Annotated in this window: 20 protein-coding genes, 1 tRNA gene and 1 other RNA gene; 10 read left to right on the top strand and 12 right to left on the bottom strand. The window is 58.8% G+C overall.

Annotated features, from left to right (window positions below):
* Window positions 1-8: 8 nt before the first annotated feature.
* The 3 genes from glyS (at window position 9) to K5R89_RS14730 (ending at window position 4,479) form a co-directional block, all read left to right on the top strand.
* Window positions 9-2,078, top strand: a complete 2,070-nt coding sequence (glyS, locus tag K5R89_RS14740) for a glycine--tRNA ligase subunit beta (protein ID WP_087827802.1) — start codon at window positions 9-11, stop codon at window positions 2,076-2,078.
* Window positions 2,079-2,405: 327 nt separating this feature from the next.
* Window positions 2,406-2,558 carry a type I toxin-antitoxin system toxin HokA gene (hokA, locus tag K5R89_RS14735; protein WP_032454338.1) on the top strand — a complete coding sequence of 51 codons (153 nt, stop codon included), beginning with the start codon at window positions 2,406-2,408 and terminating at the stop codon, window positions 2,556-2,558.
* Between the two features lie 301 nt (window positions 2,559-2,859).
* Complete coding sequence (locus tag K5R89_RS14730) at window positions 2,860-4,479, top strand: ATP-binding cassette domain-containing protein (RefSeq protein ID WP_217259440.1); 1,620 nt, start codon at window positions 2,860-2,862, stop codon at window positions 4,477-4,479.
* Window positions 4,480-4,577: 98 nt separating this feature from the next.
* Here K5R89_RS14730 and cspA read toward each other — a convergent pair whose 3' ends face one another.
* The 4 genes from cspA to K5R89_RS14710 all read right to left on the bottom strand — a co-directional run bounded on the left by cspA (window position 4,578) and on the right by K5R89_RS14710 (window position 7,213).
* Complete coding sequence (cspA, locus tag K5R89_RS14725) at window positions 4,578-4,790, bottom strand: RNA chaperone/antiterminator CspA (RefSeq protein ID WP_000014594.1); 213 nt, start codon at window positions 4,788-4,790, stop codon at window positions 4,578-4,580.
* A gap of 252 nt (window positions 4,791-5,042) precedes the next feature.
* A complete protein-coding gene (locus tag K5R89_RS14720) occupies window positions 5,043-5,333 on the bottom strand; it encodes an HTH-type transcriptional regulator (RefSeq protein ID WP_004205010.1) in 291 nt (96 codons plus the stop codon).
* 244 nt (window positions 5,334-5,577) lie between these two features.
* Entirely contained in the window at window positions 5,578-6,933 is a 1,356-nt protein-coding gene (locus K5R89_RS14715; RefSeq protein WP_023291321.1) for an MFS transporter, read from the bottom strand.
* Window positions 6,926-7,213 carry a hypothetical protein gene (locus K5R89_RS14710; protein ID WP_217259443.1) on the bottom strand — a complete coding sequence of 96 codons (288 nt, stop codon included), beginning with the start codon at window positions 7,211-7,213 and terminating at the stop codon, window positions 6,926-6,928. Before K5R89_RS14710 ends, K5R89_RS14715 begins: the two co-directional genes overlap by 8 nt.
* A 160-nt stretch (window positions 7,214-7,373) precedes the next feature.
* On the opposite strand from K5R89_RS14710, the gene K5R89_RS14705 reads away from it, so the two are divergent.
* On the top strand, window positions 7,374-8,084 hold the full coding sequence (locus K5R89_RS14705) for a DUF3053 domain-containing protein (RefSeq protein ID WP_002921929.1): 711 nt from the start codon (window positions 7,374-7,376) through the stop codon (window positions 8,082-8,084).
* Window positions 8,085-8,191: 107 nt separating this feature from the next.
* On the opposite strand, the gene ghrB is transcribed toward K5R89_RS14705, so the two are convergent.
* From ghrB to K5R89_RS14675, 6 genes are all read right to left on the bottom strand, one after another.
* Complete coding sequence (ghrB, locus tag K5R89_RS14700) at window positions 8,192-9,163, bottom strand: glyoxylate/hydroxypyruvate reductase GhrB (protein WP_023291320.1); 972 nt, start codon at window positions 9,161-9,163, stop codon at window positions 8,192-8,194.
* A 24-nt stretch (window positions 9,164-9,187) separates the two neighbouring features.
* The gene (locus K5R89_RS14695; RefSeq protein ID WP_004205006.1) at window positions 9,188-10,468 is read right to left on the bottom strand and encodes an MFS transporter; all 1,281 of its coding nucleotides are present in this window, start codon (window positions 10,466-10,468) and stop codon (window positions 9,188-9,190) included.
* A 104-nt stretch (window positions 10,469-10,572) separates the two neighbouring features.
* A complete protein-coding gene (locus K5R89_RS14690) occupies window positions 10,573-11,508 on the bottom strand; it encodes a sugar kinase (protein WP_008806889.1) in 936 nt (311 codons plus the stop codon).
* A gap of 3 nt (window positions 11,509-11,511) precedes the next feature.
* A complete protein-coding gene (locus K5R89_RS14685) occupies window positions 11,512-12,261 on the bottom strand; it encodes a sugar phosphate isomerase/epimerase (protein WP_049013063.1) in 750 nt (249 codons plus the stop codon).
* Between the two features lie 111 nt (window positions 12,262-12,372).
* On the bottom strand, window positions 12,373-13,389 hold the full coding sequence (locus tag K5R89_RS14680; RefSeq protein ID WP_023291318.1) for a LacI family DNA-binding transcriptional regulator: 1,017 nt from the start codon (window positions 13,387-13,389) through the stop codon (window positions 12,373-12,375).
* Between the two features lie 103 nt (window positions 13,390-13,492).
* The gene (locus K5R89_RS14675; protein WP_044525021.1) at window positions 13,493-14,155 is read right to left on the bottom strand and encodes an OmpA family lipoprotein; all 663 of its coding nucleotides are present in this window, start codon (window positions 14,153-14,155) and stop codon (window positions 13,493-13,495) included.
* Window positions 14,156-14,322: 167 nt separating this feature from the next.
* On the opposite strand from K5R89_RS14675, the gene K5R89_RS14670 reads away from it, so the two are divergent.
* Entirely contained in the window at window positions 14,323-16,653 is a 2,331-nt protein-coding gene (locus K5R89_RS14670) for a molybdopterin guanine dinucleotide-containing S/N-oxide reductase (RefSeq protein ID WP_217259441.1), read from the top strand.
* Here the strand turns inward: K5R89_RS14670 and K5R89_RS14665 are convergent.
* Window positions 16,622-17,062, bottom strand: a complete 441-nt coding sequence (locus tag K5R89_RS14665; RefSeq protein WP_032454332.1) for an N-acetyltransferase — start codon at window positions 17,060-17,062, stop codon at window positions 16,622-16,624. The genes K5R89_RS14670 and K5R89_RS14665 overlap by 32 nt on opposite strands.
* Window positions 17,040-17,621, bottom strand: coding sequence for a DNA-3-methyladenine glycosylase I (gene tag, locus K5R89_RS14660; protein WP_044525019.1), 582 nt, complete (start codon window positions 17,619-17,621; stop codon window positions 17,040-17,042). Before tag ends, K5R89_RS14665 begins: the two co-directional genes overlap by 23 nt.
* 142 nt (window positions 17,622-17,763) lie before the next feature.
* Between tag and K5R89_RS14655 the strand changes: the two genes are divergently transcribed.
* From K5R89_RS14655 to K5R89_RS14635, 5 genes are all read left to right on the top strand, one after another.
* Complete coding sequence (locus K5R89_RS14655) at window positions 17,764-18,408, top strand: autotransporter outer membrane beta-barrel domain-containing protein (RefSeq protein ID WP_254242827.1); 645 nt, start codon at window positions 17,764-17,766, stop codon at window positions 18,406-18,408.
* 241 nt (window positions 18,409-18,649) lie between these two features.
* Window positions 18,650-19,855: an MFS transporter gene (locus K5R89_RS14650; RefSeq protein ID WP_023291312.1), complete on the top strand. Its 1,206-nt coding sequence runs from the start codon at window positions 18,650-18,652 to the stop codon at window positions 19,853-19,855.
* Window positions 19,856-20,097: 242 nt separating this feature from the next.
* The gene (gene eptB / locus K5R89_RS14645) at window positions 20,098-21,792 is read left to right on the top strand and encodes a kdo(2)-lipid A phosphoethanolamine 7''-transferase (protein WP_023291311.1); all 1,695 of its coding nucleotides are present in this window, start codon (window positions 20,098-20,100) and stop codon (window positions 21,790-21,792) included.
* A 91-nt stretch (window positions 21,793-21,883) separates the two neighbouring features.
* Window positions 21,884-21,960: transfer RNA gene (locus tag K5R89_RS14640), tRNA-Pro, on the top strand.
* A gap of 34 nt (window positions 21,961-21,994) precedes the next feature.
* A non-coding RNA gene (locus K5R89_RS14635) (RtT sRNA) lies at window positions 21,995-22,127 on the top strand.
* Window positions 22,128-22,129: the final 2 nt, after the last annotated feature.

Here is a 22,129-nt window from a genome sequence, read left to right as displayed (position 1 = left end):
AGGCGGCCATGTCTGAGAATACTTTTCTGGTGGAAATCGGCACTGAAGAGCTGCCACCAAAAGCGCTGCGCAGCCTGGCGGAATCTTTTGCTGCGAACGTGACCGCGGAGCTGGATAACGCCGGCCTCGCGCACGGTAAAGTGGAATGGTTTGCCGCCCCGCGTCGTCTGGCGCTGAAGGTGGCCAACCTGGCGGCGGCGCAAGCCGATCGCGAAGTGGAAAAACGCGGCCCGGCCGTTGCCCAGGCGTTCGATGCCGAAGGCAAGCCAAGCAAAGCGGCCGAAGGCTGGGCGCGCGGCTGCGGTATTACCGTCGATCAGGCCGAACGTCTGACTACGGACAAAGGCGAGTGGCTGCTGTATCGCGCCCATGTGAAGGGCGAAAGCACCGAAGCGCTGCTGCCGAACATGATTGCCAGCTCGCTGGCGAAGCTGCCGATCCCGAAACTGATGCGCTGGGGCGCGTCTGACGTCCACTTCGTGCGCCCGGTTCACACCGTCACGCTGCTGCTGGGCGACAAGGTAATCCCGGCTACTATCCTCGGTATCCCGTCCGATCGCGTGATCCGCGGCCATCGCTTTATGGGCGAGCCGGAATTCACCATCGACCATGCCGACCAGTACCCGCAGATCCTGCTTGAGCGCGGTAAAGTCATCGCCGATTACGAACAGCGTAAAGCCAAAATCAAAGCCGATGCGGAAGAGGCGGCGCGTAAGATTGGCGGTCAAGCCGATCTGAGCGAAAGCCTGCTGGAAGAAGTCACCTCGCTGGTGGAATGGCCGGTGGTGCTGACGGCGAAGTTCGAAGAAAAATTCCTCGCGGTGCCGTCTGAAGCGCTGGTTTACACCATGAAGGGCGACCAGAAGTACTTCCCGGTTTACGACAACGCCGGTAAGCTGCTGCCGAACTTTATCTTCGTCGCCAACATCGAGTCGAAAGATCCGCAGCAGATCATCTCCGGTAACGAGAAGGTGGTCCGTCCGCGTCTGGCCGACGCCGAGTTCTTCTTCAACACCGACCGTAAAAAACGTCTGGAAGACAACCTGCCGCGTCTGGAAACCGTGCTGTTCCAGCAGCAGCTGGGTACGCTGCGCGACAAGACCGATCGCATTCAGGCGCTGGCGGGCTGGATTGCCGAGCAGATTGGCGCTGACGTGAACCACGCGACCCGCGCGGGCCTGCTGTCCAAGTGCGACCTGATGACCAACATGGTCTTCGAGTTCACCGACACCCAGGGCGTGATGGGGATGCACTACGCGCGCCACGATGGCGAAGCGGAAGATGTGGCCGTGGCGCTGAACGAACAGTATCAGCCGCGCTTTGCCGGCGACGCGCTGCCGTCTAACCCGGTGGCCTGCGCGGTGGCGATTGCCGATAAGATGGACACCCTGGCGGGTATCTTCGGTATCGGCCAGCACCCGAAAGGCGATAAAGACCCGTTTGCGCTGCGCCGCGCCGCGCTGGGCGTCCTGCGTATCATCGTCGAGAAGAACCTGAACCTCGATCTGCAAACGCTGACCGAAGAAGCGGTGCGTCTGTACGGTGAGAAGCTGACCAACGCCACCGTGGTTGATGACGTGATCGACTTTATGCTGGGCCGCTTCCGCGCCTGGTATCAGGACGAAGGCTACGGCGTCGACACTATCCAGGCGGTACTGGCGCGTCGTCCAACCCGCCCGGCGGATTTCGATGCGCGCATGAAAGCCGTATCGCACTTCCGTACCCTGGAAGAGTCCTCCGCGCTGGCGGCGGCGAACAAACGTGTCTCCAACATCCTCGCGAAATCCGACGAGACGCTGAACGATATCGTTCACGCTTCCGTGCTGAAAGAAGCGGCGGAAATTAAGCTGGCGGGCAATCTGGTGGTGCTGCGCGACAAGCTGCAGCCGTACTTCGCCGCAGGCCGCTATCAGGATGCGCTGATCGAGCTGGCCGCCCTGCGCGAGCCGGTGGATGAGTTCTTCGAAAACGTGATGGTCAACGCCGAAGACAAAGATGTCCGCATCAACCGTCTGACGCTGCTGTCCAAACTGCGTGAACTGTTCCTGCAGGTGGCGGATATTTCTCTGCTGCAGTAAGCGTAGCGGTAATAATAAAAAACCTGCCTCAGGGCAGGTTTTTTTATACCTGAAATATAAGTAGTCGAACCGCTAATAATTCAGTCATTGATATTTTAATTATTTACATTGATCAATAAAAAATATTTTAAGAATATATAAACATAATTCCGCAAGTTATTTACGCTAGAATGGCGGCGGGTGCTTGAGACTGTGTGTCTCAGGTGTTCAGCGGGAGACAGACAGAGAAAAGCCCCACCTGATAGTCATCAAAGTGAGGCTCCCCTAATGCATGAACACCATAAGCGAAGCCTCTTACTTGTTGAAAATCAACATGGTAGGCGAGGAGTGTCGCGAAAGTATCTGTTGTTTGGCTTAATAGTGATTTGCTTCACTGTTTTATTATTGACCTGGATGGTTCGTGATTCGCTATGTGAATTACAGCTCAGGCAGGGAAATAGTGAGCTGGTGGCATTCTTAGCCTGTGATAGTAAACAGTAAGAGCATCTGGTGGGGATCTATCCCCACTATGCTTGCAGTGTCAGGCATTCTCAATGCACCCTTTCATTGTTCACCAAATAAATCATTTGCCTCCTGATATCAGGAGGCCTTTTTATTTTTAAACGATTGTTGAATTAAACGGGCTTGAAATTCATAGCGGAGTGTGGCTATCCTATGCCCCGACGAATCCCTCGTCTCACTGGAGCGCGCCCTACAAATGAACAAACACGACTGATGAACTTCACGCCTTACCTCGCAGACGTTGCGGGTAGGGGAGTATTGATTTCATTCAGGAGTGCTTATGGCTCATTGCGCCCACATCCCCGCTTTTGTTTTACATCAGGTCACCTGTCAGTTTGCGACGGGGCAGACCCTGTTTGGTCCTCTCAACGTCTCGCTGGAACCGTCCCTTTGCGGTTTGGTCGGCCGGAACGGCGTCGGTAAGTCGCGTCTGTTGCGCCTGCTGGCGGGCCTTGATTCTCCTGCCGGTGGCCATATCGAGCGCGCGGCTTCCATTGCCTGGGTGGCGCAGCAGCCGACGCTTACACCGGAGACCACCCTCGCTACGCTGCTGGGCTATGCGCCGGTCTTTGACGCCTTGTACCGCCTTGAACAGGGTCATGGACTGGCCGACGATTTCGAGCTATTGGATGGCCACTGGGATCTCCCCGATCGGCTGAGTTTAGCTTTCCGTGATGCCGGTCTCCCGCCGTTCTCTGCCGATCGTCCCGCTTTTTCACTCAGCGGCGGCGAGCGGATGAAGGCCCTGCTGTGCGGCGCCTTCGTCTCGGGCGCCGATTATCTGCTGCTGGATGAGCCCACCAACCATCTGGACAGTGAGGGGCGAGAGTGGCTCTATCAGCAACTGGAAAACTGGCACGGCGGAGCTTTGATCGCCAGCCACGATCGTCAACTGCTGGCGCGGATGCCGAGAATCATCGAGCTGACGCCGACGGCGCTGCGCAGCTACGGCGGCAACTATGACGAATATCAGCGGCAGCGCGAGGCGGAGCAGCAGGCGGCGCGCGCGGCGCTGGACCATGCGACGACCGAGCGGCGACGCACCCGCGCGCGAATGCAAAAAGAGCATGATGCTGCCCAGCGGCGCTCGGCGCAGACACTGCGTACCGTTGATACCCTGAATATCGCCTCTTTCGAACGCGTGAAGTACAAAGGCGCGGCAAAAGAGCGTACGGGAACGCTGCGCCGTCAGCATCGTGAACAGAACAGCAGTCTGAATGGCGCTGTGCAGCAGGCGCGAGAGCGGGTGGAAGAGGATACGCCGGTGATGTTCACCCTGCCAGGCAGCGAAGTGGCGGCGGGCAAGCAGGTGCTGGTCGTGGAAGCATTGCAGCTCGCGTATTCCCCCGCTGCGCCGCTGGACTGGCGCATGGATGGTCCGATGCGCGTCGCGCTGCGAGGGCCGAACGGCTGTGGCAAAACTACCTTGCTGAAAACGCTGCTGGGGCTGGAGCAGGCCGCCTCAGGCGATGTCCGGCTGTCGGTGAGCGCCGCTTATCTGGATCAACATCTGACGCAGCTGGATCTGTCGTTATCGGTGATAACGCATCTGAGCCTGGAAGATACTCCGCTGGATGAGGGGCTGCTGCGGACCCGTCTGGCGCAGCTGCAGCTGGGCGCCGATAAGGTCAACCTGCCGCTGGCGGCGCTCAGCGGCGGCGAACGCCTGAAAGCGGCCCTGGCCTGCGTGCTCTGGCGACGCGATCCGGCCCAGCTGCTGTTGCTCGATGAGCCGACCAACCATCTCGATTTAGCGTCGACACAGGCCATTGAGTGTGCGCTGGCGACGTTTCCCGGCGCGTTGGTGGTGGTGTCGCATGACGAGGCGTTTCTGCAGGGGTTGAAACTCACCCACAGCCTGACGTGGGGGGAAACGGGCTGGCACGATACCCGACTCTGAATGCCCGGCAGCCGCCATCGTATGCTGGCGGCGGCTGGCGACAGATAAAAAAAATCCCCGCCATCAGGCAGGGATTCTCGATTCTTAGCGGCTTGAACTTACAGAGAAGTTACGTTGCCAGCTGCCGGGCCTTTAGCGCCGCTTTCGATGGTGAAGGAGACTTTCTGACCTTCGTCCAGGGATTTGTAGCCATCGTTCTGGATAGCAGAGAAGTGTACGAACACGTCTTTAGAGCCATCGTCAGGAGTGATGAAGCCGAAGCCTTTGTCAGCGTTGAACCATTTTACGATACCAGTCATTTTACCGGACATAGTGAATTACCTTTAAAAAAATAAGTGAGCCTTGCGGCGTAGCGGTCTGGACTACAGATTTAAAGCGATAAAGGGAAAGTTCACTACGGGGGTATCTTTGGATAACCTTAGAAGGACTGCTCTATTCGACTGCTCTGTGGTCTGTACATCAAACCTGCGAGCATTAACGCACGTTCAGCACCTGATAGCAAACTTTTTTTTACGGCGCAGCGGCAAAAGCTCCCTTACTGGCCCTTGCCGCTGCGCGCTGGATTAATCGAGTAACTGTCTTGAAAGCTGCGGATTGGCCTGAATCAGGCGCATTAATTTCAGCTCTGTGGGGGACGGTCTTACCCGTCTCGACTCCCACTCTCTTACCATGGCGACGCTCACGCCCATGGCGTTGGCGAAGTCGTCAATCTTAAGTCCAGTGCCTTTACGCAGCTGTTCAAATTCACTAAACACAGTGGACTTACGGTTTGAGGTAAGTGTCTGATTATCGTCCTTAAAAACGATGTGTTCCAGGCTGCTCAGCAGTTCAAACACGGGATCTTTATATTCCATTGAGAACTCCTTTTATCACACAGCGGAAGAGATTTTTCTAAAGCTCTTTAAGAATAGTCAGAAAAAGGCGTAAAGGATGGTAACGTCCGTGATTATTTGCCAGCAGGTTATCGAATCGGCCCCGTCAGCCAAACGGCAACGGGGCCTAAGAGAATGATTACTAACGCGATGGCGTGGCTTCGAAAATTTTTGTAAACGGATAAGAAAAAAGCGGCAAAGCCGGCGCGGGCCGCCGGCTTATCGATCAGGCTTTCTGCAGACCTCGCGCGTCCTCTGTCGCCACGGGCGCTGATTTACTGACCCGGTATTTAATCAGCAGCGCGATGGCTGACAGGAACGCCGGGATGGCCAGCAGGGTGAAAATGGTCTCAAAAGAGAGCTGGGCCTGCATCAGGAAGGCGCCGCTGAACGCACCGAGGATCCCGCCGAAGCGGCCGATACCCAGCATCCAGGCGACGCCGGTGGCGCGCCCTTGCGTCGGGTAGAAGCCTGCCGCCAGCGCCGGCATCGACGACTGCGCGCCGTTCATAATACTGCCGGCGATAAACACCATCACTCCCATCAGCGCCAGGCTGCTGGTGGAGAAGCCGACCAGACAGACGAAAACGCCGGTCAGCAGCCAGCCGACGGCCACTACCTTATTGGGGTTGATCTTGTCCATCAGGGCGCCGAGGATCAGCACGCCAATTCCGCCGCCGAGCGGGAACAGAGCGGTGATAATTGAGGCCTGACTCATCGATGCGCCGGTTTCACGGATCAGCAGCGGCAGCCAGCTGGTCAGGAGATAGAAGATCAGCAGACCCATGAAGTAGGTCAGGCACAGCATCACGGTACCCACTGCGTAGCGCGGGGAGAAAATGACGCCGATAGCCGACTTCTCTTTCACCTGGCCTGCTTCGCGCAGCTCAAATTCCACCGCCTCCGGCAGCGGCGCGATACGCCGCAGAATGGCGGCAATGCGCTGCGCCGGCTGACGCTTCACCACCAGATAGCGGGCGGACTCCGGCAGCAGGAAAATTAAAGCCACCGCCAGCAGGAGAGGCATCACGCCGCCCAGCACCAGCACGCTCTGCCAGCCATAGTGCGGGATCATCCAGGCGGATAAAAAGCCGCCCAGCGACGATCCCATCGGAAAGCCGACGAACATCAGGTTCACCAGCAGCGCCCGACGGCGCTCCGGCGCATATTCGCTCATTAACGTGGCGGCATTGGGCATCGCTGCGCCAAGGCCCAGGCCGGTCAGAAAACGCAGCAGCGTCAGCTGGTTAAGGCTGGTGGCAAAGGCGGTGAGCAGGCTGAATCCGCCGAACACCACGATCGACATAATCAGCACTTTCTTGCGGCCGATACGATCAGCCAGCGGTCCCGCGGTTAACGCGCCGACGGCCAGGCCCACCAGCGCGGCGCTCATCACCGGGCCGAGGGCGGATTTTTCCACGCCCCACTCCTGGACCAGGTCGGAGGCGATGAATCCGATGATCGCGGTGTCGAACCCGTCCATCGCGACGGTGATGAAGCAGAGCGCGAGGATCATCCACTGGTAGCGGGTGAAGGGGTGCTCGTTGATAAAGGCCTGAATGTCGATGGTTGTCTTAGTCATACGGCTTTCCTGGCAGACTGAGCGAGGGACAGAGGTTTGTTATTATCGTCGCCTTCGCGTCATTGAGTTTGATTTGTGCGATAATCGAACGCATCGCCGTTAATCGCTCATTCATCAAATCATTGAAGCGCTGACCAGGCAATCCGGGCGCGCGCCAAAGCGTGCGATTATCGTCCGCTTCCGGGCGAGGCGCCGGTTGATGGATTTTTTGTTTAAAGAATATCAATAAGTTACGTGATGGGCGTCGGCCTGATTTAAAGCGCATATTTGTGATGCGCATAACAGACGCGCCAGGCGGCGATAGCGGCGTATGGAATGGCGTTTTTCCTGCGTAAGATTAGCAGTAAAGGGTATCCTGCGAGGCCGAGCTGGACTATCCTTGTCAGCGTCTGGCACGTGTGTGTCTTTGTGCGCTTTTTTTGGCTGAAAGGAGTAAAAAAATGGCGACAGGAAAGTCCTGCTCTCGCTGGTTTGCGGCTATGGCGGCCTTATTAATGGTGGTTAGCCTGAGTGGGTGTTTTGATAAAGAGGGCGATCAGCGCAAAGCGTTTATCGACTTCCTGCAGAATACGGCGATGCGTAGCGGTGAACGACTGCCGACGCTGACCGCCGATCAGAAAAAACAGTTTGGGCCGTTTGTCTCTGACTACGCGGTGATCTACGGCTACTCGCAGCAGGTGAGCCAGGCGATGGACGCTGGTCTGCGCCCGGTGGTTGATAGCGTCAATGCGATCCGCGTTCCGCAGGACTATATGACCCAGCGCGAGCCGCTGCGTCAGGCGAACGGCGCGCTGGGCGTGCTCAGCCAGCAGCTGCAGAATGCCAAAATGCAGGCTGATGCCGCGCATGGCGCTCTGAAGCAGGCTGACGATCTCAAGCCGGTCTTCGATCAGGTATACGCCAAGGTCGTCACCGCGCCAGCCGACGCGCTGCAGCCGCTGATCCCGGCCGCGCAGATCTTTACCCAGCAGCTGGTTCAGGTGGGGGATTTTGTCGCTCAGCAGGGGACCCAGGTGAGCTTTGTGGCCAACGGCATTCAGTTCCCGACCTCGCAGCAGGCCAGCCAGTATAATGCGCTGATTGGGCCGCTGGCGGCGCAGCATCAGGCGTTTAATCAGGCATGGACGGCGGCGGTGAACGCCACCCGCTAATGCCCCGTCTGGCTGACGTGAGCTGCGGCGAACGGGCTGGATGACGGACAGAATGCAAAAAGAACCCGGGGAGGGCGATGGCCGCCGCTACCCGGGTTTTTTATGGCTTATTTTACCTGCGGATTGACGCAGTTTTTCTCGACCTTGCCGTTCAGGGCATCGATCAGGTTATCCACCGCGCAGGCCGCCATGTTGTAGCGCGTCTCATGGGTGGCGGAGCCGATATGCGGCAGCGCGACGACGTTCGGCAGGCTCAGCAGCGGCGAATCTTTAGCCAGCGGCTCGTGCTCGAAGACATCAAGGCCGGCAGCGTGAATCTCCCCCGCCTGCAGGGCGGCGATCAGCGCCTGCTCATCGACCACCGGGCCGCGCCCGGCGTTAATAAAGATGGCGGAAGACTTCATTTTGGCGAACTGCGCCTGACCGAACAGATGGTGGGTCTCTTCGCTCAGGGGCAGGATCAGGCAGACAAAATCGGCTTCCTGCAGCAGAGTATCGAGATCGCAATAGCGGGCGTTGAAGCGCTCTTCTGCCTGCGGATGCTGGCGGCGCGCGTTGTACAGGATCGGCATGCCGAACCCGAAGTGGGCGCGCTGCGCCAGCGCCATGCCGATGCGGCCCATGCCGACGATACCTAAGGTTTTATGGTGTACGTCGGTGCCGAACCAGTCTGGCCCAATGCTCTTCGTCCACTCGCCCGCTTTGACGCGCTCCGCCACTTCCACCACCCGGCGGGCGGTGCTCAGCACCAGCGCCATGATCGTGTCGGCGACGGTCTCGGTCAGCACGGTCGGGGTATGCATCAGCAGCACCCGGCGGGCGTTCAGCGCCTCGACGTCGAAGTTGTCATAGCCAACGGACACGGTGGAGGTCGCACGCAGCTTCGGCATCTTCTCCAGCAGCGCGGCGTCAACCTTTTCGCTGGAGCCCAGCAGGCCCTCAGCCTGGGCGAAGGCCTCAGCGTGCTGCGAAACGGTCTCCGGCCGCAGGTTTTTCACCTGAGTGACGGAAAAGTGCTCCTCCAGACGCTGTAGCAGGTCGTCGGGAAGCGTTTTATAGAGAATGACAGACGGCTTCATGCGAATCTCCGTAGTGTGAGTCGTTCAGGCGTGATGAGCGCCAAGTGGAAGGTTTTGATTATTAGCAGGCTTAACAATCAAAGTCAGCCATACTGAGGCGAAAAGCGCCACCCCCATAAAAATATAGGAAGCTGCGGGGCTGCCGGTGGCGCCGTTCAGGTAGCCGACAAACCACGAGCCGCAGAAGGAGCCCAGGGCGCCCATGCTGTTGATCAGCGCCATCGCGCCACCGGCGACGTTGCGTGGCAGCATTTCCGGAATAATGGCGAAGAAGGGGCCGTAAGGCGCATACATTGCCGCACCAGCCACCACCAGCAGGGTGTAAGAGACCCAGAAGTGGTTGGCGCCGACCGCCCAGGAGCCGATGAAGGCCAGTCCGCCAATCAGCAGCAGCGGCCAGACGAACAGCTTACGGTTCTGCATTTTATCGGAGGCCCAGGAGACCACGATCATGGCGATAGTCGCCGCCAGGTACGGAACCGAAGAGAGCCAGCCCACTTCCACCATCCCCATATTTTCGCCGCCGCTGCGGATAATCGACGGCAGCCACAGTACAAAGCCGTACACGCCGATGCTCCAGGCAAAGTACTGAGCGCAGAGCAGGATCACGTTGCGGGAGCGGAAGGCCTCGCCATAGTTACGCACCGCTTTGATGCCCTGCTGTTCACGATCCAGTTGTTCCTGCAGCGCGGCTTTTTCACTCTCCGCCAGCCAGGATACCTGCGACGGTTTATCTTTCACCAGCACCCACCAGCAGAAGGCCCAGATCACCGCCGGCACCCCTTCGATGATGAACATTTCCCGCCAGCCGAAGGCCTGAATCAGGTAGCCGGAGACCACCGACATCCACAGGACCGTCACCGGGTTGCCGAGGATCAGGAAGGTATTGGCCCGCGAGCGCTCGGATTTGGTGAACCAGTTGCTGATATAGATCAGCATCGCCGGCATCACCGCCGCTTCGACGACGCCGAGGATAAAGCGAATGGCCGCCAGCGCCGGGATATTATGCACAATCCCGGTCAGGGAGGCGCAGCCGCCCCACAGGATCAGGCAGATAAAGATCAGTTTGCGAACGCTGCGGCGCTCCGCATAGATAGCGCCGGGGATCTGGAAGAAGAAGTAGCCGAGGAAGAACAGGGCCCCCAGCAGGGAGGAGATCCCCTTGGTGATGCCCAGGTCTTCGGTAATGCCTGCCGCGGAGGCGAAGCTGAAGTTGGCGCGGTCGAGGTACGCCAGGCTATACGTGATAAACACGATAGGCATGATGTACCACCAGCGTTTCGTTGCATTTGTTGAGCTATTCATAGGCTTGCCTCTGTCAATGAGGTGACATACGCCCGTCGAAACGGACGCTGCTGTGCCGCGCTGCAGGTAGGGTACAGGACGGCTGTTATGGTTGCGTATAAATGTTATTCGCCCAGCGCGTCGCGGGTGGGCAGCCCCTCGCTGTCGCCCTGGACCTGAATGGCCAGCGAACCGATTTTATTGCCGCGGTTCACCGCCTGAAGCAGGGTTTTGCCTTCCAGCAGGGCGCTAATCACCCCGACGGCAAAGCCGTCGCCGGCGCCGACGGTATCGACGACGTTTTCGACTTTAATGGCATCAACCGTTCCCTGTTCGCCGCTGGCGCTCTTGAACCAGGCGCCGTCGCAGCCGGTTTTAATGACCACCGCCTTGACGCCGCGCGAGAGATAGAAATCGGCGATCCCCTCCGGGGTCTGCTGGCCGGTGAGGATGACGCCCTCTTTTAAGCCTGGCAAAACCCAGTCAGCCTGGAAGGCGAGACGGTTGAGTTTCTCCACCATCTCGGCTTCGCTTTTCCACAGCACCGGCCGCAGATTGGGGTCGAAAGAGAGGGTTTTGCCCTCGGCTTTCATGACCTTCGCCGCATGCTCCAGCAGCGCATATGAGCTTTCAGAGAGCGCGGCGGCCACGCCGCTCAGGTGCAGATGACGGGCGCTGGTGAAGTAGTCGGCGCGAAAATCGTCCGGCGACAGATGGCTGGCGGCAGAACCTTTACGGAAATATTCCACAATGGGATCGGTTCCATTTTCGACTTTCGATTTCATCTGGAAACCGGTAGCGAAGCGGTTGTCGATGGCGACAGCGTGGCTATCGATCCCCTCTTTCGCCAGCGATTGCAGTACGAAGCGGCCAAAGCTGTCGTTGCCGACGCGGCTGACCCAGCCGACCTTCAGACCCAGGCGCGCCAGGCCGGTGGCGACGTTCAGCTCAGCGCCGGCGACACGTTTCATAAAATGCTCCACCTCGGCCAGATCGCCGGTTTCGGTGGCGACAAACATGGCCATAGCTTCGCCGATGGTGATGACATCTAAATTTTCCACGGCTTATTCCTCGCGTAACAGGTTGACGTAGCGGCGGGTCACGGCCGTCAGGTCATGGCCAGTCAGCGGAAACTCGATTCCACGCGGCGCGTCGGCGGGAAGATTATCGAGCAGGGCCAGCCAGCGGTCGGCGGCCTGATCCGGCGGCACAGCGCGGAATTTCTCCTGATGAGGCTCCGCCGCTTTTACATGAATATAGCTGACCGCCGGCGCAAGATGGCGGGCGGCCTCTTCCGGCGAATCGCCGACCCACAGCCAGTTGCCCATATCAAACGTTAAGGTGATCGGCAGCTGATGGACCCGACAGGCGGCTTTGAAGCGCTGCATCGGCGCCAGCTGGCCGCAGTCGGTCTGGTCATTCTCCACCACCAGCGCCATGCCGCTGTCGCTGAGGATATCGCGCAGTTCGTCGAGCTGCTGGTTGTGGCGGAAATGGCCAAGGGAGAGCTTCAGCCACAGGGCGTTAAGAGTCTGCGCTTCCGCGAGCAGCGTCGGGAGATGCGGGTTAAGCTCGCCGTTGTCGGCGAACAGCGCCTGGGGCGCGGAGTAGCAGGCCAGCAGGCCGTGGCGCTCAATGGTGGCGGCCAGCGTCGGCAGGGCGTTGAGCTCTTCGGCGCTGAACAGCTCGCGGCGGATTTCGACGCCGTCCGCGCCGGCATCGGCGATAAACGGCAGGACGGCGGCCTGGCCGCCTAAGGATTTAACATGGTCATTACCATACGCAGCGGTAACGACAATAATTTTTCTGGCCATCGCGCTCTTACTCCCGGCGTTTGTTGCTTAATCTCCTTATTACGCTAGATGGTATCGGTTCCATAAGAAAGGGCGAGATGTTTAATTTATGATCGGCATCACGAAGGATCGTTAACGGGAAGTTGATCCGCGGACGATAAGCTCGCCGGAGAAGACCCGCTCGCAGATGGGGTCGTTACTGCCAGCAATGCGCCGAATCACCTGTTCCACCGCCGCGTAGCCGATCTGCCACGTCGGCTGTTTGAGGGTGGTGATGCCGACGCCAGCCAGCTCCGCCCACTCCAGTTCGTCGAAGCCCAGCAGGCCGATATCGCTGCCCCAGATCAGGCCGACGCGCTTCAGGGCGCGGGCTACCTGCAGCGTCAGCGCGCCGTTGGCGGAGATCACCGCTTTGCGCATCCCGCGGTGGCGGGCGTGGAACTGGCGCAGGACGTTGTCCATCATCGCGCCGTCGTTGAGCTGCACTTCGGCGTTTTCGGCCACCACGCCGTGGTGGCGGGTGAGCGTGGCGCGGAAGGCGCTCAGGCGCTCGCGGCGGGTATTGACCGACCCCAGCGGTTCGCTAAGAAACAGGATGGCCTCAAAGCCTTTCTCCACCAGGTGTTCGGTGGCGGTGGTGGCGGCCTGGGCGTTATCAAGCCCGACCACATCGCAGGCGAAATCGGGGATTTTACGGTCAATCAGCACCATCGGCAGGGCCGACTGCTGCAGACGGTTCAGGCCATCCTCCCGCATGCCGACCGCGTTGACGACGATGCCTTCCACCTGGTAGCTGCGCAGCAGGTCGAGGTAGTGTAGCTCCTGATCCAGCTCGTTATTGGTGTTACACACCAGCAGAGTGAAGCCCTTTTCCCGGCAGGCTGCTTCAATGCCGCTCATGACGTTGACCGAATAGGGATTGGTGATATCGGCGATGATCAGGCCGATGAGGCGGGTTCGGCCGTGCTTGAGGCCGCGGGCCATCAGGCTGGGGCGGTAGTCGAGTTCGGCAATGGCTTGTTCAATACGTGATAACAGATCGTCGGAAAGCAGATGCTTCTCGCCGTTAAGATACCGTGAAATACTGGTTTTGCCGGTCTTTGCGGCTTTCGCCACATCGCTAATGGTTGCACGCGCCGCTTTCGCCATGGTGGCTTCCTTTGCTGAAAATCTGCCAACACCTTAGCGCGAAAAATAGCGATATCAAGCATTTTGCCCGGCAGAGGCGCGGCCGGGCAACATGAGGATGCGCTTATTGCAGCGGGCTGAGGGTGATTTCCACGCGACGGTTCTGCGCCTTGCCTTCCGCCGTGCTGTTGCTGGCGATGGGGTTCGCCGGGCCCATGCCGGTGGTGCGAATGCGGTTGGCCGCCACGCCCTGGGTGATCAGCGCGCTGGCGACGCTGTCAGCACGCTGCTGCGACAGACGCATATTCAGGTCCTTACTGCCGGTGCTGTCGGTGTAGCCGACGACGTTAACGGCGGTTTTCTCATACTCTTTCAGCACCATGGCCACGCCGGTCAGGGTGTTGGCGCCGGCCGGTTTCAGGTTGGCGCTGTTGCTGTCGAAAGTGACGTTATTCGGCATGTTCAGCACGATGTTGTCACCATTTCGCGTCACGCTGACCCCGGTTCCCTGCATTTTGTCGCGCAGCTTCGCTTCCTGCACGTCCATGTAGTAGCCAATGCCGCCGCCCAGCGCCGCGCCTGCCGCTGCGCCAATCAGCGCGCCTTTGCCGCGGTCGTGTTTGGAGGAGGAAAGCGCGCCGACGCCAGCGCCCACTAAGGAGCCAATACCTGCGCCAATACCGGATTTGCCTGCTTCACGCTCACCGGTATAGGGGTTGGTGGTGCAGCCGGAAACGGCCAGGGCGCCGCTGACCAGAGCCGCAATCATAAGTACGCGTTTTTTCATTTAATGTCCTTAATCCTTTTTATTCTTTGCCACAGCGAACGTGACGGTTGATTATGACGCGCGAATACGTAGAAAATTCCCCGCATACCATCTCATTTTGTAAATAACATTGAACGGCGCCGATTCGCGCCGTCACCACACCTGCCTTCGCTGACCAGGAGCCGCCTTTGCCAACCTCATCTGCAACCAAAACCATTTTAACCGCCGCCCACTGGGGACCGATGCTGGTGGAAACGGACGGGGAAAACGTCCTCTCCTCCCGCGGCGCGCTGGCGACGCCGTTTGCCAATTCGCTGCAAACGGCGGTGCGCGACCAGGTGCACAGCAAAACCCGCGTGCGCTACCCGATGGTGCGCAAAGGCTTTCTCGCCTCTCCGGACAAGCCCCAGGGGATCCGCGGTCAGGATGAATTTGTGCGGGTGAGCTGGGAGCAGGCGCTGGATCTGATCGATGCCCAGCATCGTCGGATCCGCGAAAGCTATGGACCGGCCTCCATTTTTGCCGGCTCCTACGGCTGGCGTTCTAACGGCGTCCTGCATAAGGCGGCCACCCTGCTGCAGCGCTATATGAGCCTGGCGGGCGGCTACACCGGCCATCTCGGGGATTACTCCACCGGCGCGGCGCAGGCGATCATGCCTTACGTCGTGGGGGGCAATGAGGTGTATCAGCAGCAGACCAGCTGGCCGCTGGTGCTGGAGCACAGCGAGGTAGTGGTGCTGTGGAGCGCCAACCCGCTGAACACGCTGAAAATTGCCTGGAACGCCTCCGACGAGCAGGGTATCCCGTGGTTCGACCGGCTGCGCCAGAGCGGCAAGCGCTTGATCTGCATCGATCCGATGCGATCGGAAACGGTCGATTTCTTTGGCGATTCGATGGAGTGGATCGCGCCGCATATGGGCACCGACGTCGCGTTGATGCTGGGTATCGCCCATACGCTGCTGGAGAATGGCTGGCAGGACGACGAGTTTCTTGCCCGCTGCGCCAGCGGCTACGAGATTTTTGCCCGCTATCTGACCGGCGAAAGCGACGGCGTGGCGAAAACCGCCGACTGGGCGGCGGCTATTTGCGGCGTCTCAGCTGATAAGATCCGCGAACTGGCGAAACTTTTCCACGAAAACACCACCATGCTGATGTCTGGCTGGGGCATGCAGCGCCAGCAGTATGGCGAGCAGAAACACTGGATGTTGGTCACCCTGGCCGCGATGCTGGGGCAGATTGGCACCCCGGGGGGCGGGTTTGGGCTTTCCTACCATTTCGCCAACGGCGGCAACCCGACCCGCCGCGCGGCGGTGCTGGGCTCGATGCAAGGGAGCGTGGCCGGAGGCGTGGACGCCGTGGAGAAGATCCCGGTCGCGCGGATTGTCGAGGCGCTGGAGCATCCGGGTGCGGAGTATCAGCACAACGGCATGGCGCGGCGCTTCCCCGATATTCGCTTTATCTGGTGGGCCGGCGGCGCCAACTTTACTCATCACCAGGATACCAATCGCCTGATTCAGGCCTGGCAGAAACCAGAGCTTATCGTCATCTCCGAATGCTTCTGGACCGCCGCCGCGCGTCATGCCGATATCGTTCTGCCGGCGACCACCTCTTTTGAGCGCAACGATCTGACGATGACCGGGGACTACAGCAATCAGCATCTGGTGCCGATGAAACAGGTGGTCGCCCCGCGGGGTGAAGCGCGCGATGATTTCGCGGTCTTTGCCGACCTCAGCGAACGTTGGGAGGCGGGCGGCCGCGAGCGCTTTACCGAAGGGAAGAGCGATCTGCAGTGGCTGGAGACCTTTTATCAGATGGCCGCCCGGCGCGGCGCCCAGCAGCAGGTGACGCTGCCGCCGTTTGCCGAATTCTGGCAGGCTAACCAGCTGATTGAGATGCCGGAGGCGCCGGAGAATGCCCGTTTCATCCGCTTCGCCGCCTTCCGCGACGATCCCCTGGCCAACCCGCTGAAAACGGCGAGCGGTAAAATTGAGATCCACTCGCCGACCATCGCCGCCTTTGGCTACGCCGACTGCCCGCCGCACCCGATGTGGCTGGAGCCCGACGAGTGGCATGGCAACGCCGAGGCGGGGCAGCTGCAGCTGCTGTCGGCCCATCCGGCACACCGTCTGCACAGTCAACTGAACTACTCCGCGCTGCGCGAACGCTATGCCGTCGCCGGACGCGAACCGTTGACTATTCATCCGCAGGATGCCCGGGCGCGGGGGATTGCCGATGGCGATCTGGTGCGGGTGTGGAACGCCCGCGGTCAGGTGCTGGCCGGCGCGGTGGTGACGGAGGGGATCCGCCCGGGGGTGATATGCCTGCATGAAGGGGCGTGGCCCGACCTGGATCCGGTGGCGGGCATCTGCAAAAACGGGGCGGTGAACGTCTTAACCAAAGATATCCCGACATCCCGGCTGGGCAACGGCTGTGCCGGGAACACCGCCCTGGCGTGGCTGGAGAAATATACCGGCCCGGCGCTGCCGCTTACAGCATTTGATCCGCCGGCCAGCGCATAATCCAGGTGGGGTGCTGAGTATCGTCCTGCCATGCGCAATCTTCAATGCGGAAGCCTTGCGCATGGTAGAAACTGACCGCTGATTCGTTTTTCTGATAAACCTCAAGGCTAAGCCAGGCGTAGTGCTGCTTGACTTCATCCAGCAGCGCCCGGCCAATGCCCTGGCGGATGGCGTCCGGCGCGACGAACAGCGCGCCGACGAAGCGGGACTCCAGCACGCTGACAAAGCCTTTTAGCTCTCCGTCGCGCTCCCAGACCCAGGTGCTGGCGGCGGGAAGATAGACGTCCCGTACCACCGCGACGCTGTCGCGCCAGTAGCTTTCGCTGATAAAGGGATGGGCATGGATCGTACTATCCAGCCACAGGGCCAGCAGCGGTGTATTATCTTTAGCGACCCACTTGCGGATCATCCTGACCTCCCGGGTGACAGAAGCAGCCGGTGACATGGTCGTTGACCAGCCCGCAGGCCTGCATAAAAGAGTAACAGATCGTCGAACCGACAAACTTAAAGCCGCGTTTTTTCAACGCTTTAGAAAGCGCATCAGAGGCCGGCGTCGTGGTCGGGATCTCCGCCAGCGTCGCCGCGCGGGTGACCTGCGGCGCATTGTCGACGAAAGACCAGACAAAATCAGTGAACGACTCGCCATTTTCCTCCATCGCCAGATACGCCCGGGCGTTGCCGATAATGGCCTGGATTTTTCCCCGATGGCGGATAATCCCGGCATCCTGCAGCAGCCGCTCGACATCATCGTCCCCCATCGCCGCCACGCGCACCGGATCGAACTGGTGAAAAGCCTGGCGATAGTTCTGCCGTTTTTTTAACACCGTGATCCACGACAACCCGGCCTGCTGGCCTTCAAGGCAGATCATTTCAAACAGCCGCTGGGACGCTTTTTGCGCGACACCCCATTCGGTATCGTGATACTCGATATATAACGGATCCTGACTCACCCATCCGCAACGCTGCATAGCTATTTCTCCCTCTGCGCTAAAAAAGTGGACGCCCCGGCTTGACGACTGAAAGATAAAGATAATAGTTAATACAGGGAAATCGTATCCCCAAAAAAACACAGCAATAATGCCGATTCGGCTCTTTTCTGGAGTCGCATTAATGATAATAAAGAAATGCAATGGCCTCCGGGGGTTCTTGTTCCCGGTGTGCGTATCCGTCTGGGTATTGTGTGTCTCTGGAGCGAATGCCTGGCAACAGGAATATATCGCTATCGATACAAAAAGTAATACGTCGGAACGTTATACATGGGATAGCGATCACCAACCACGCTATGAAGATATCCTCGCCGAGCGGATGAAGTCGTCTGAAACGCCGGGCGGACTGGCGTTAAACCAGGGGGTGGCGCCGCCGGACAGCAGCCGTGGGATGAGCGTCGGCTGGAATTATCTGCTGGCAAACGGCATGACCTCCGGGCCGGTGGCCAGCCTGCGCAGCGACTACAGCGCGCCGGCGACGAAAAGCGTTGGCGAGACGGGATATGTCAACACGCTCGGCTGGCGTATGGATTATCAGTCGCTGTGGGGTGTGCATCCCTGGGCTCAGGTGAGCTATAACCAGTCGCTCGCCAGCGATGCCTGGTCGCCGACCACTCGCGCCAGAGAGGGCGGCTGGAGTGATGTCACCCTGGGCGCCGATATGCCGCTGGGATCGCATGTGGCGGCATGGGCCACCCTGTCGCAGGCGGATAATGTCCCGTCGGGGGAAAATACGCTCTATCTGATGGGGGTCAGCGCCAACTTTTGAGCGGGGATTGTTACGCGTTTGAAACGATGCGGTTATTGTTAAATCTCAGTAATGGCGCATTTCTGTGAGATAGCGCACACTAACTTTTTTGCTGATATTCGCGGAATGAATGTCATGCAATGCCATTCATTCCGCCATTAATGCATTTCATTCCCTGCTGATGGCAGTTCATGCCTTTTTCCCCCACTGGATGAGGGGCCTTCGCTATTGTGGCGGCAGTTAATTTATCAGGACAACTGCTATGAACGCTGCAAACCGTCAATCGACCCGCTGGCTTACGCTTATCGGCACCATCATCACCCAATTCGCTCTCGGTTCGGTTTATACCTGGAGCCTGTTTAACAGTTCACTGTCTGACAAACTGGGCGAACCGGTCAGCCAGGTCGCCTTCTCCTTTGGCCTGCTGAGCCTCGGGCTGGCGCTCTCCTCGTCGGTCGCCGGCAAGCTGCAGGAGCGTTTCGGCGTGAAGCGCGTCACCATGGCCTCCGGGATCCTGCTCGGACTGGGCTTCTTCCTGACCGCGCATTCCAACAGCCTGATGATGCTGTGGCTGAGCGCGGGCGTGCTGGTGGGGCTGGCGGACGGCGCCGGTTATCTGCTGACCCTGTCGAACTGCGTGAAGTGGTTCCCGGAACGCAAAGGGCTGATTTCCGCCTTCTCCATCGGTTCCTATGGTCTCGGCAGCCTGGGGTTCAAATTCATTGATACTCATCTGCTGGCCACCGTCGGTCTGGAAAAAACATTCGTCATCTGGGGCGCTATCGTGCTGGTGATGATCGTCTTTGGCGCGACCCTGATGAAAGATGCGCCAAATCATACGGCGACCACCGCGGCCAACGGCGTCGTGGAAAACGACTTTACTCTCGCCGAATCGATGCGTAAACCGCAGTACTGGATGCTGGCGGTGATGTTCCTGACGGCCTGCATGAGCGGTCTGTATGTGATTGGCGTGGCGAAAGATATCGCGCAGGGGATGGTCCATCTGGATGTCGCCACGGCGGCCAATGCGGTAACGGTTATCTCAATCGCTAACCTTAGCGGTCGCCTGGTGTTAGGTATCCTGTCCGATAAAATCTCCCGCATTCGCGTGATCACCCTCGGTCAGGTGGTGTCGCTGGTGGGGATGGCCGCGCTGCTGTTCGCTCCGCTGAATGCCATGACCTTTTTCGCCGCGATTGCCTGCGTCGCCTTTAACTTCGGCGGAACCATCACCGTCTTCCCGTCGCTGGTCAGTGAATTCTTCGGTCTGAACAACCTGGCGAAAAATTATGGCGTCATTTATCTGGGCTTTGGTATCGGCAGCATCTGCGGTTCCCTCATCGCTTCGCTGTTCGGGGGCTTCTACGTCACCTTCTGCGTGATCTTCGCTCTGCTGATTATTTCGCTGGCGCTTTCCACCACCATTCGTCAGCCGAAAGGCAGTGTCTATAGCGAGGCGCACGCCTGAAACCTACAGCGTGAAACGTGCCCCTGATTAATACCCTAAGCAAATAGTGCCAATCCAGCCAAATGTTTTGTAAATGTTTGGCTGGATCACATTCCCTCCTGATACTTTTCCCGTTCCCTGTGGTCTACTTATCGCGCTTTGTAGAGGTTTCTGATAACCAACCCTAACGCACCCTATTAGCCTACTGACTCATGCCACAGCGTCAGGCGGTGTTTTATTCTTCTTTTTCCAGGTTTGCTTGCATGAAATATATTAGAACGATGACGCAGCAGAAGCTTAGTTTTTGGCTGGCGCTGTACATCGGCTGGTTTATGAACGTCGCCGTTTTTTTTCGGCGTTTCGATGGTTATGCTCAAGAGTTCACTTTCTGGAAAGGGCTTTCCGGTGTCGTTGAACTGGTGGCCACGGTCTTTGTCACCTTCTTCCTGCTACGTCTTCTGTCGCTGTTCGGCCGCCGTATCTGGCGCATTCTGGCGACGCTGATTGTTCTGTTTTCCGCCGCCGCCAGTTATTACATGACGTTCCTCAACGTGGTGATTGGCTACGGGATTATCGCCTCGGTGATGACCACCGATATCGACCTGTCGAAAGAGGTCATCGGCTGGCATCTGATCCTCTGGCTGGCGGCGGTGAGCGCCCCGCCGCTGCTGTTTATCTGGAGCAACCGTTGCCGTCATACGCTGCTGCGCCAACTGCGTACCCCGGGTCAGCGGGTTAAAAACGTGCTGATCGTGGTGCTGGCCGGCCTCATCGTCTGGGGCCCCATCCGCCTGCTTGAGCTGCGCCAACACGATGTAGAGCGCCATTCTGAAGTGGATATGCCGAGCTACGGCGGGGTGATCGCCAACTCCTACCTGCCATCGAACTGGCTGTCGGCGCTGGGGCTGTACGCCTGGGCGCAGGTGGATGAATCCTCAGACAACAAATCGCTGATTAACCCGGCGAAGAAATTTACCTACGTCGCCCCGGAAGGGCTCGATGACACCTACGTGGTGTTTATCATTGGCGAAACCACCCGCTGGGATCATATGGGCATCCTCGGCTATAGCCGCAACACCACGCCAGAGCTGGCGAAAGAGAAGAATCTGGTCGCCTTCCGCGGCTACTCGTGCGATACCGCCACCAAGCTGTCGTTACGCTGCATGTTTGTGCGTCAGGGCGGGGCAGAGGATAATCCGCAGCGGACCCTCAAAGAGCAGAACGTCTTTGCGGTGCTGCATCAACTGGGCTTTAGCGGCAATCTGTACGCCATGCAGAGTGAGATGTGGTTCTACAGCAACACGATGGCCAACAATATCGCCTATCGCGAGCAGATTGGCGCCGAACCGCGTAACCGCGGCAAGAGCGTTGACGATATGCTGCTGGTGGATGAGATGAAGCGCGGTATGGCGCAGGGCAACGCCTCCGGTAAGCACCTGATCATCCTGCATACTAAAGGCTCGCACTTTAACTACACCCAACGCTATCCGCGCAGCTTCGCCCAGTGGAAGCCGGAGTGTGTCGGCGTCGACAACAAATGTTCTAAAGCGGAGCTGATTAACTCCTACGACAACAGCGTGACCTATGTCGATCACTTTATCGTCAGCGTCCTCGACCAGCTGCGGGATAAGAAAGCGATTGTGTTCTATGCCGCCGACCATGGCGAGTCGATTAACGAGCGCGAACATCTGCACGGTACGCCGCGCAAAATGGCGCCGCCGGAACAGTTCCGTGTGCCGATGATGGTCTGGATGTCGGATAAATATCTGGAGAATCCCGATCATGCCGCCGCGTTCGCCCATCTGCAGCAGCAGGCCGCGATGAAGGTGCCGCGACGCCACGTCGAGCTGTACGACACCATTATGGGCTGCCTCGGCTATACCTCGCCGGATGGCGGGATCAACGAGAACAACAACTGGTGTCGCGTGCCGGCTTCGAAGAAAGCGGCGAAGGAATAGCAATAGTGGCGAGATTCTCGCCGCTTGATTGATTTTTTGCTAATAAGGCATTGACGGGGGTGCATCCCAGCAGTAAGATGCGCCCCGCATTCGGTGATTGGCGCAGCCTGGTAGCGCACTTCGTTCGGGACGAAGGGGTCGGAGGTTCGAATCCTCTATCACCGACCAAATTCAAAAAGCCTGCTCAATGAGCAGGCTTTTTTGCATCTGTAGCTTGTGAGGATGAGAACCTCCGGGGGCAGGAGGTTCGACTCGAGCGCAGCGAGAGAACGTTGCGTCAGCAACGGCCCGCAGGGCGAGCCACGTAGTGGCGAGTCATCCTCTATCACCGACCAAA

This window comes from Klebsiella sp. TF21-TM, from assembly GCF_019753495.1.
In the GTDB taxonomy this organism is placed as follows: domain Bacteria; phylum Pseudomonadota; class Gammaproteobacteria; order Enterobacterales; family Enterobacteriaceae; genus Klebsiella; species Klebsiella quasipneumoniae.
This window is presented reverse-complemented; position numbering and strand designations above follow the sequence as displayed.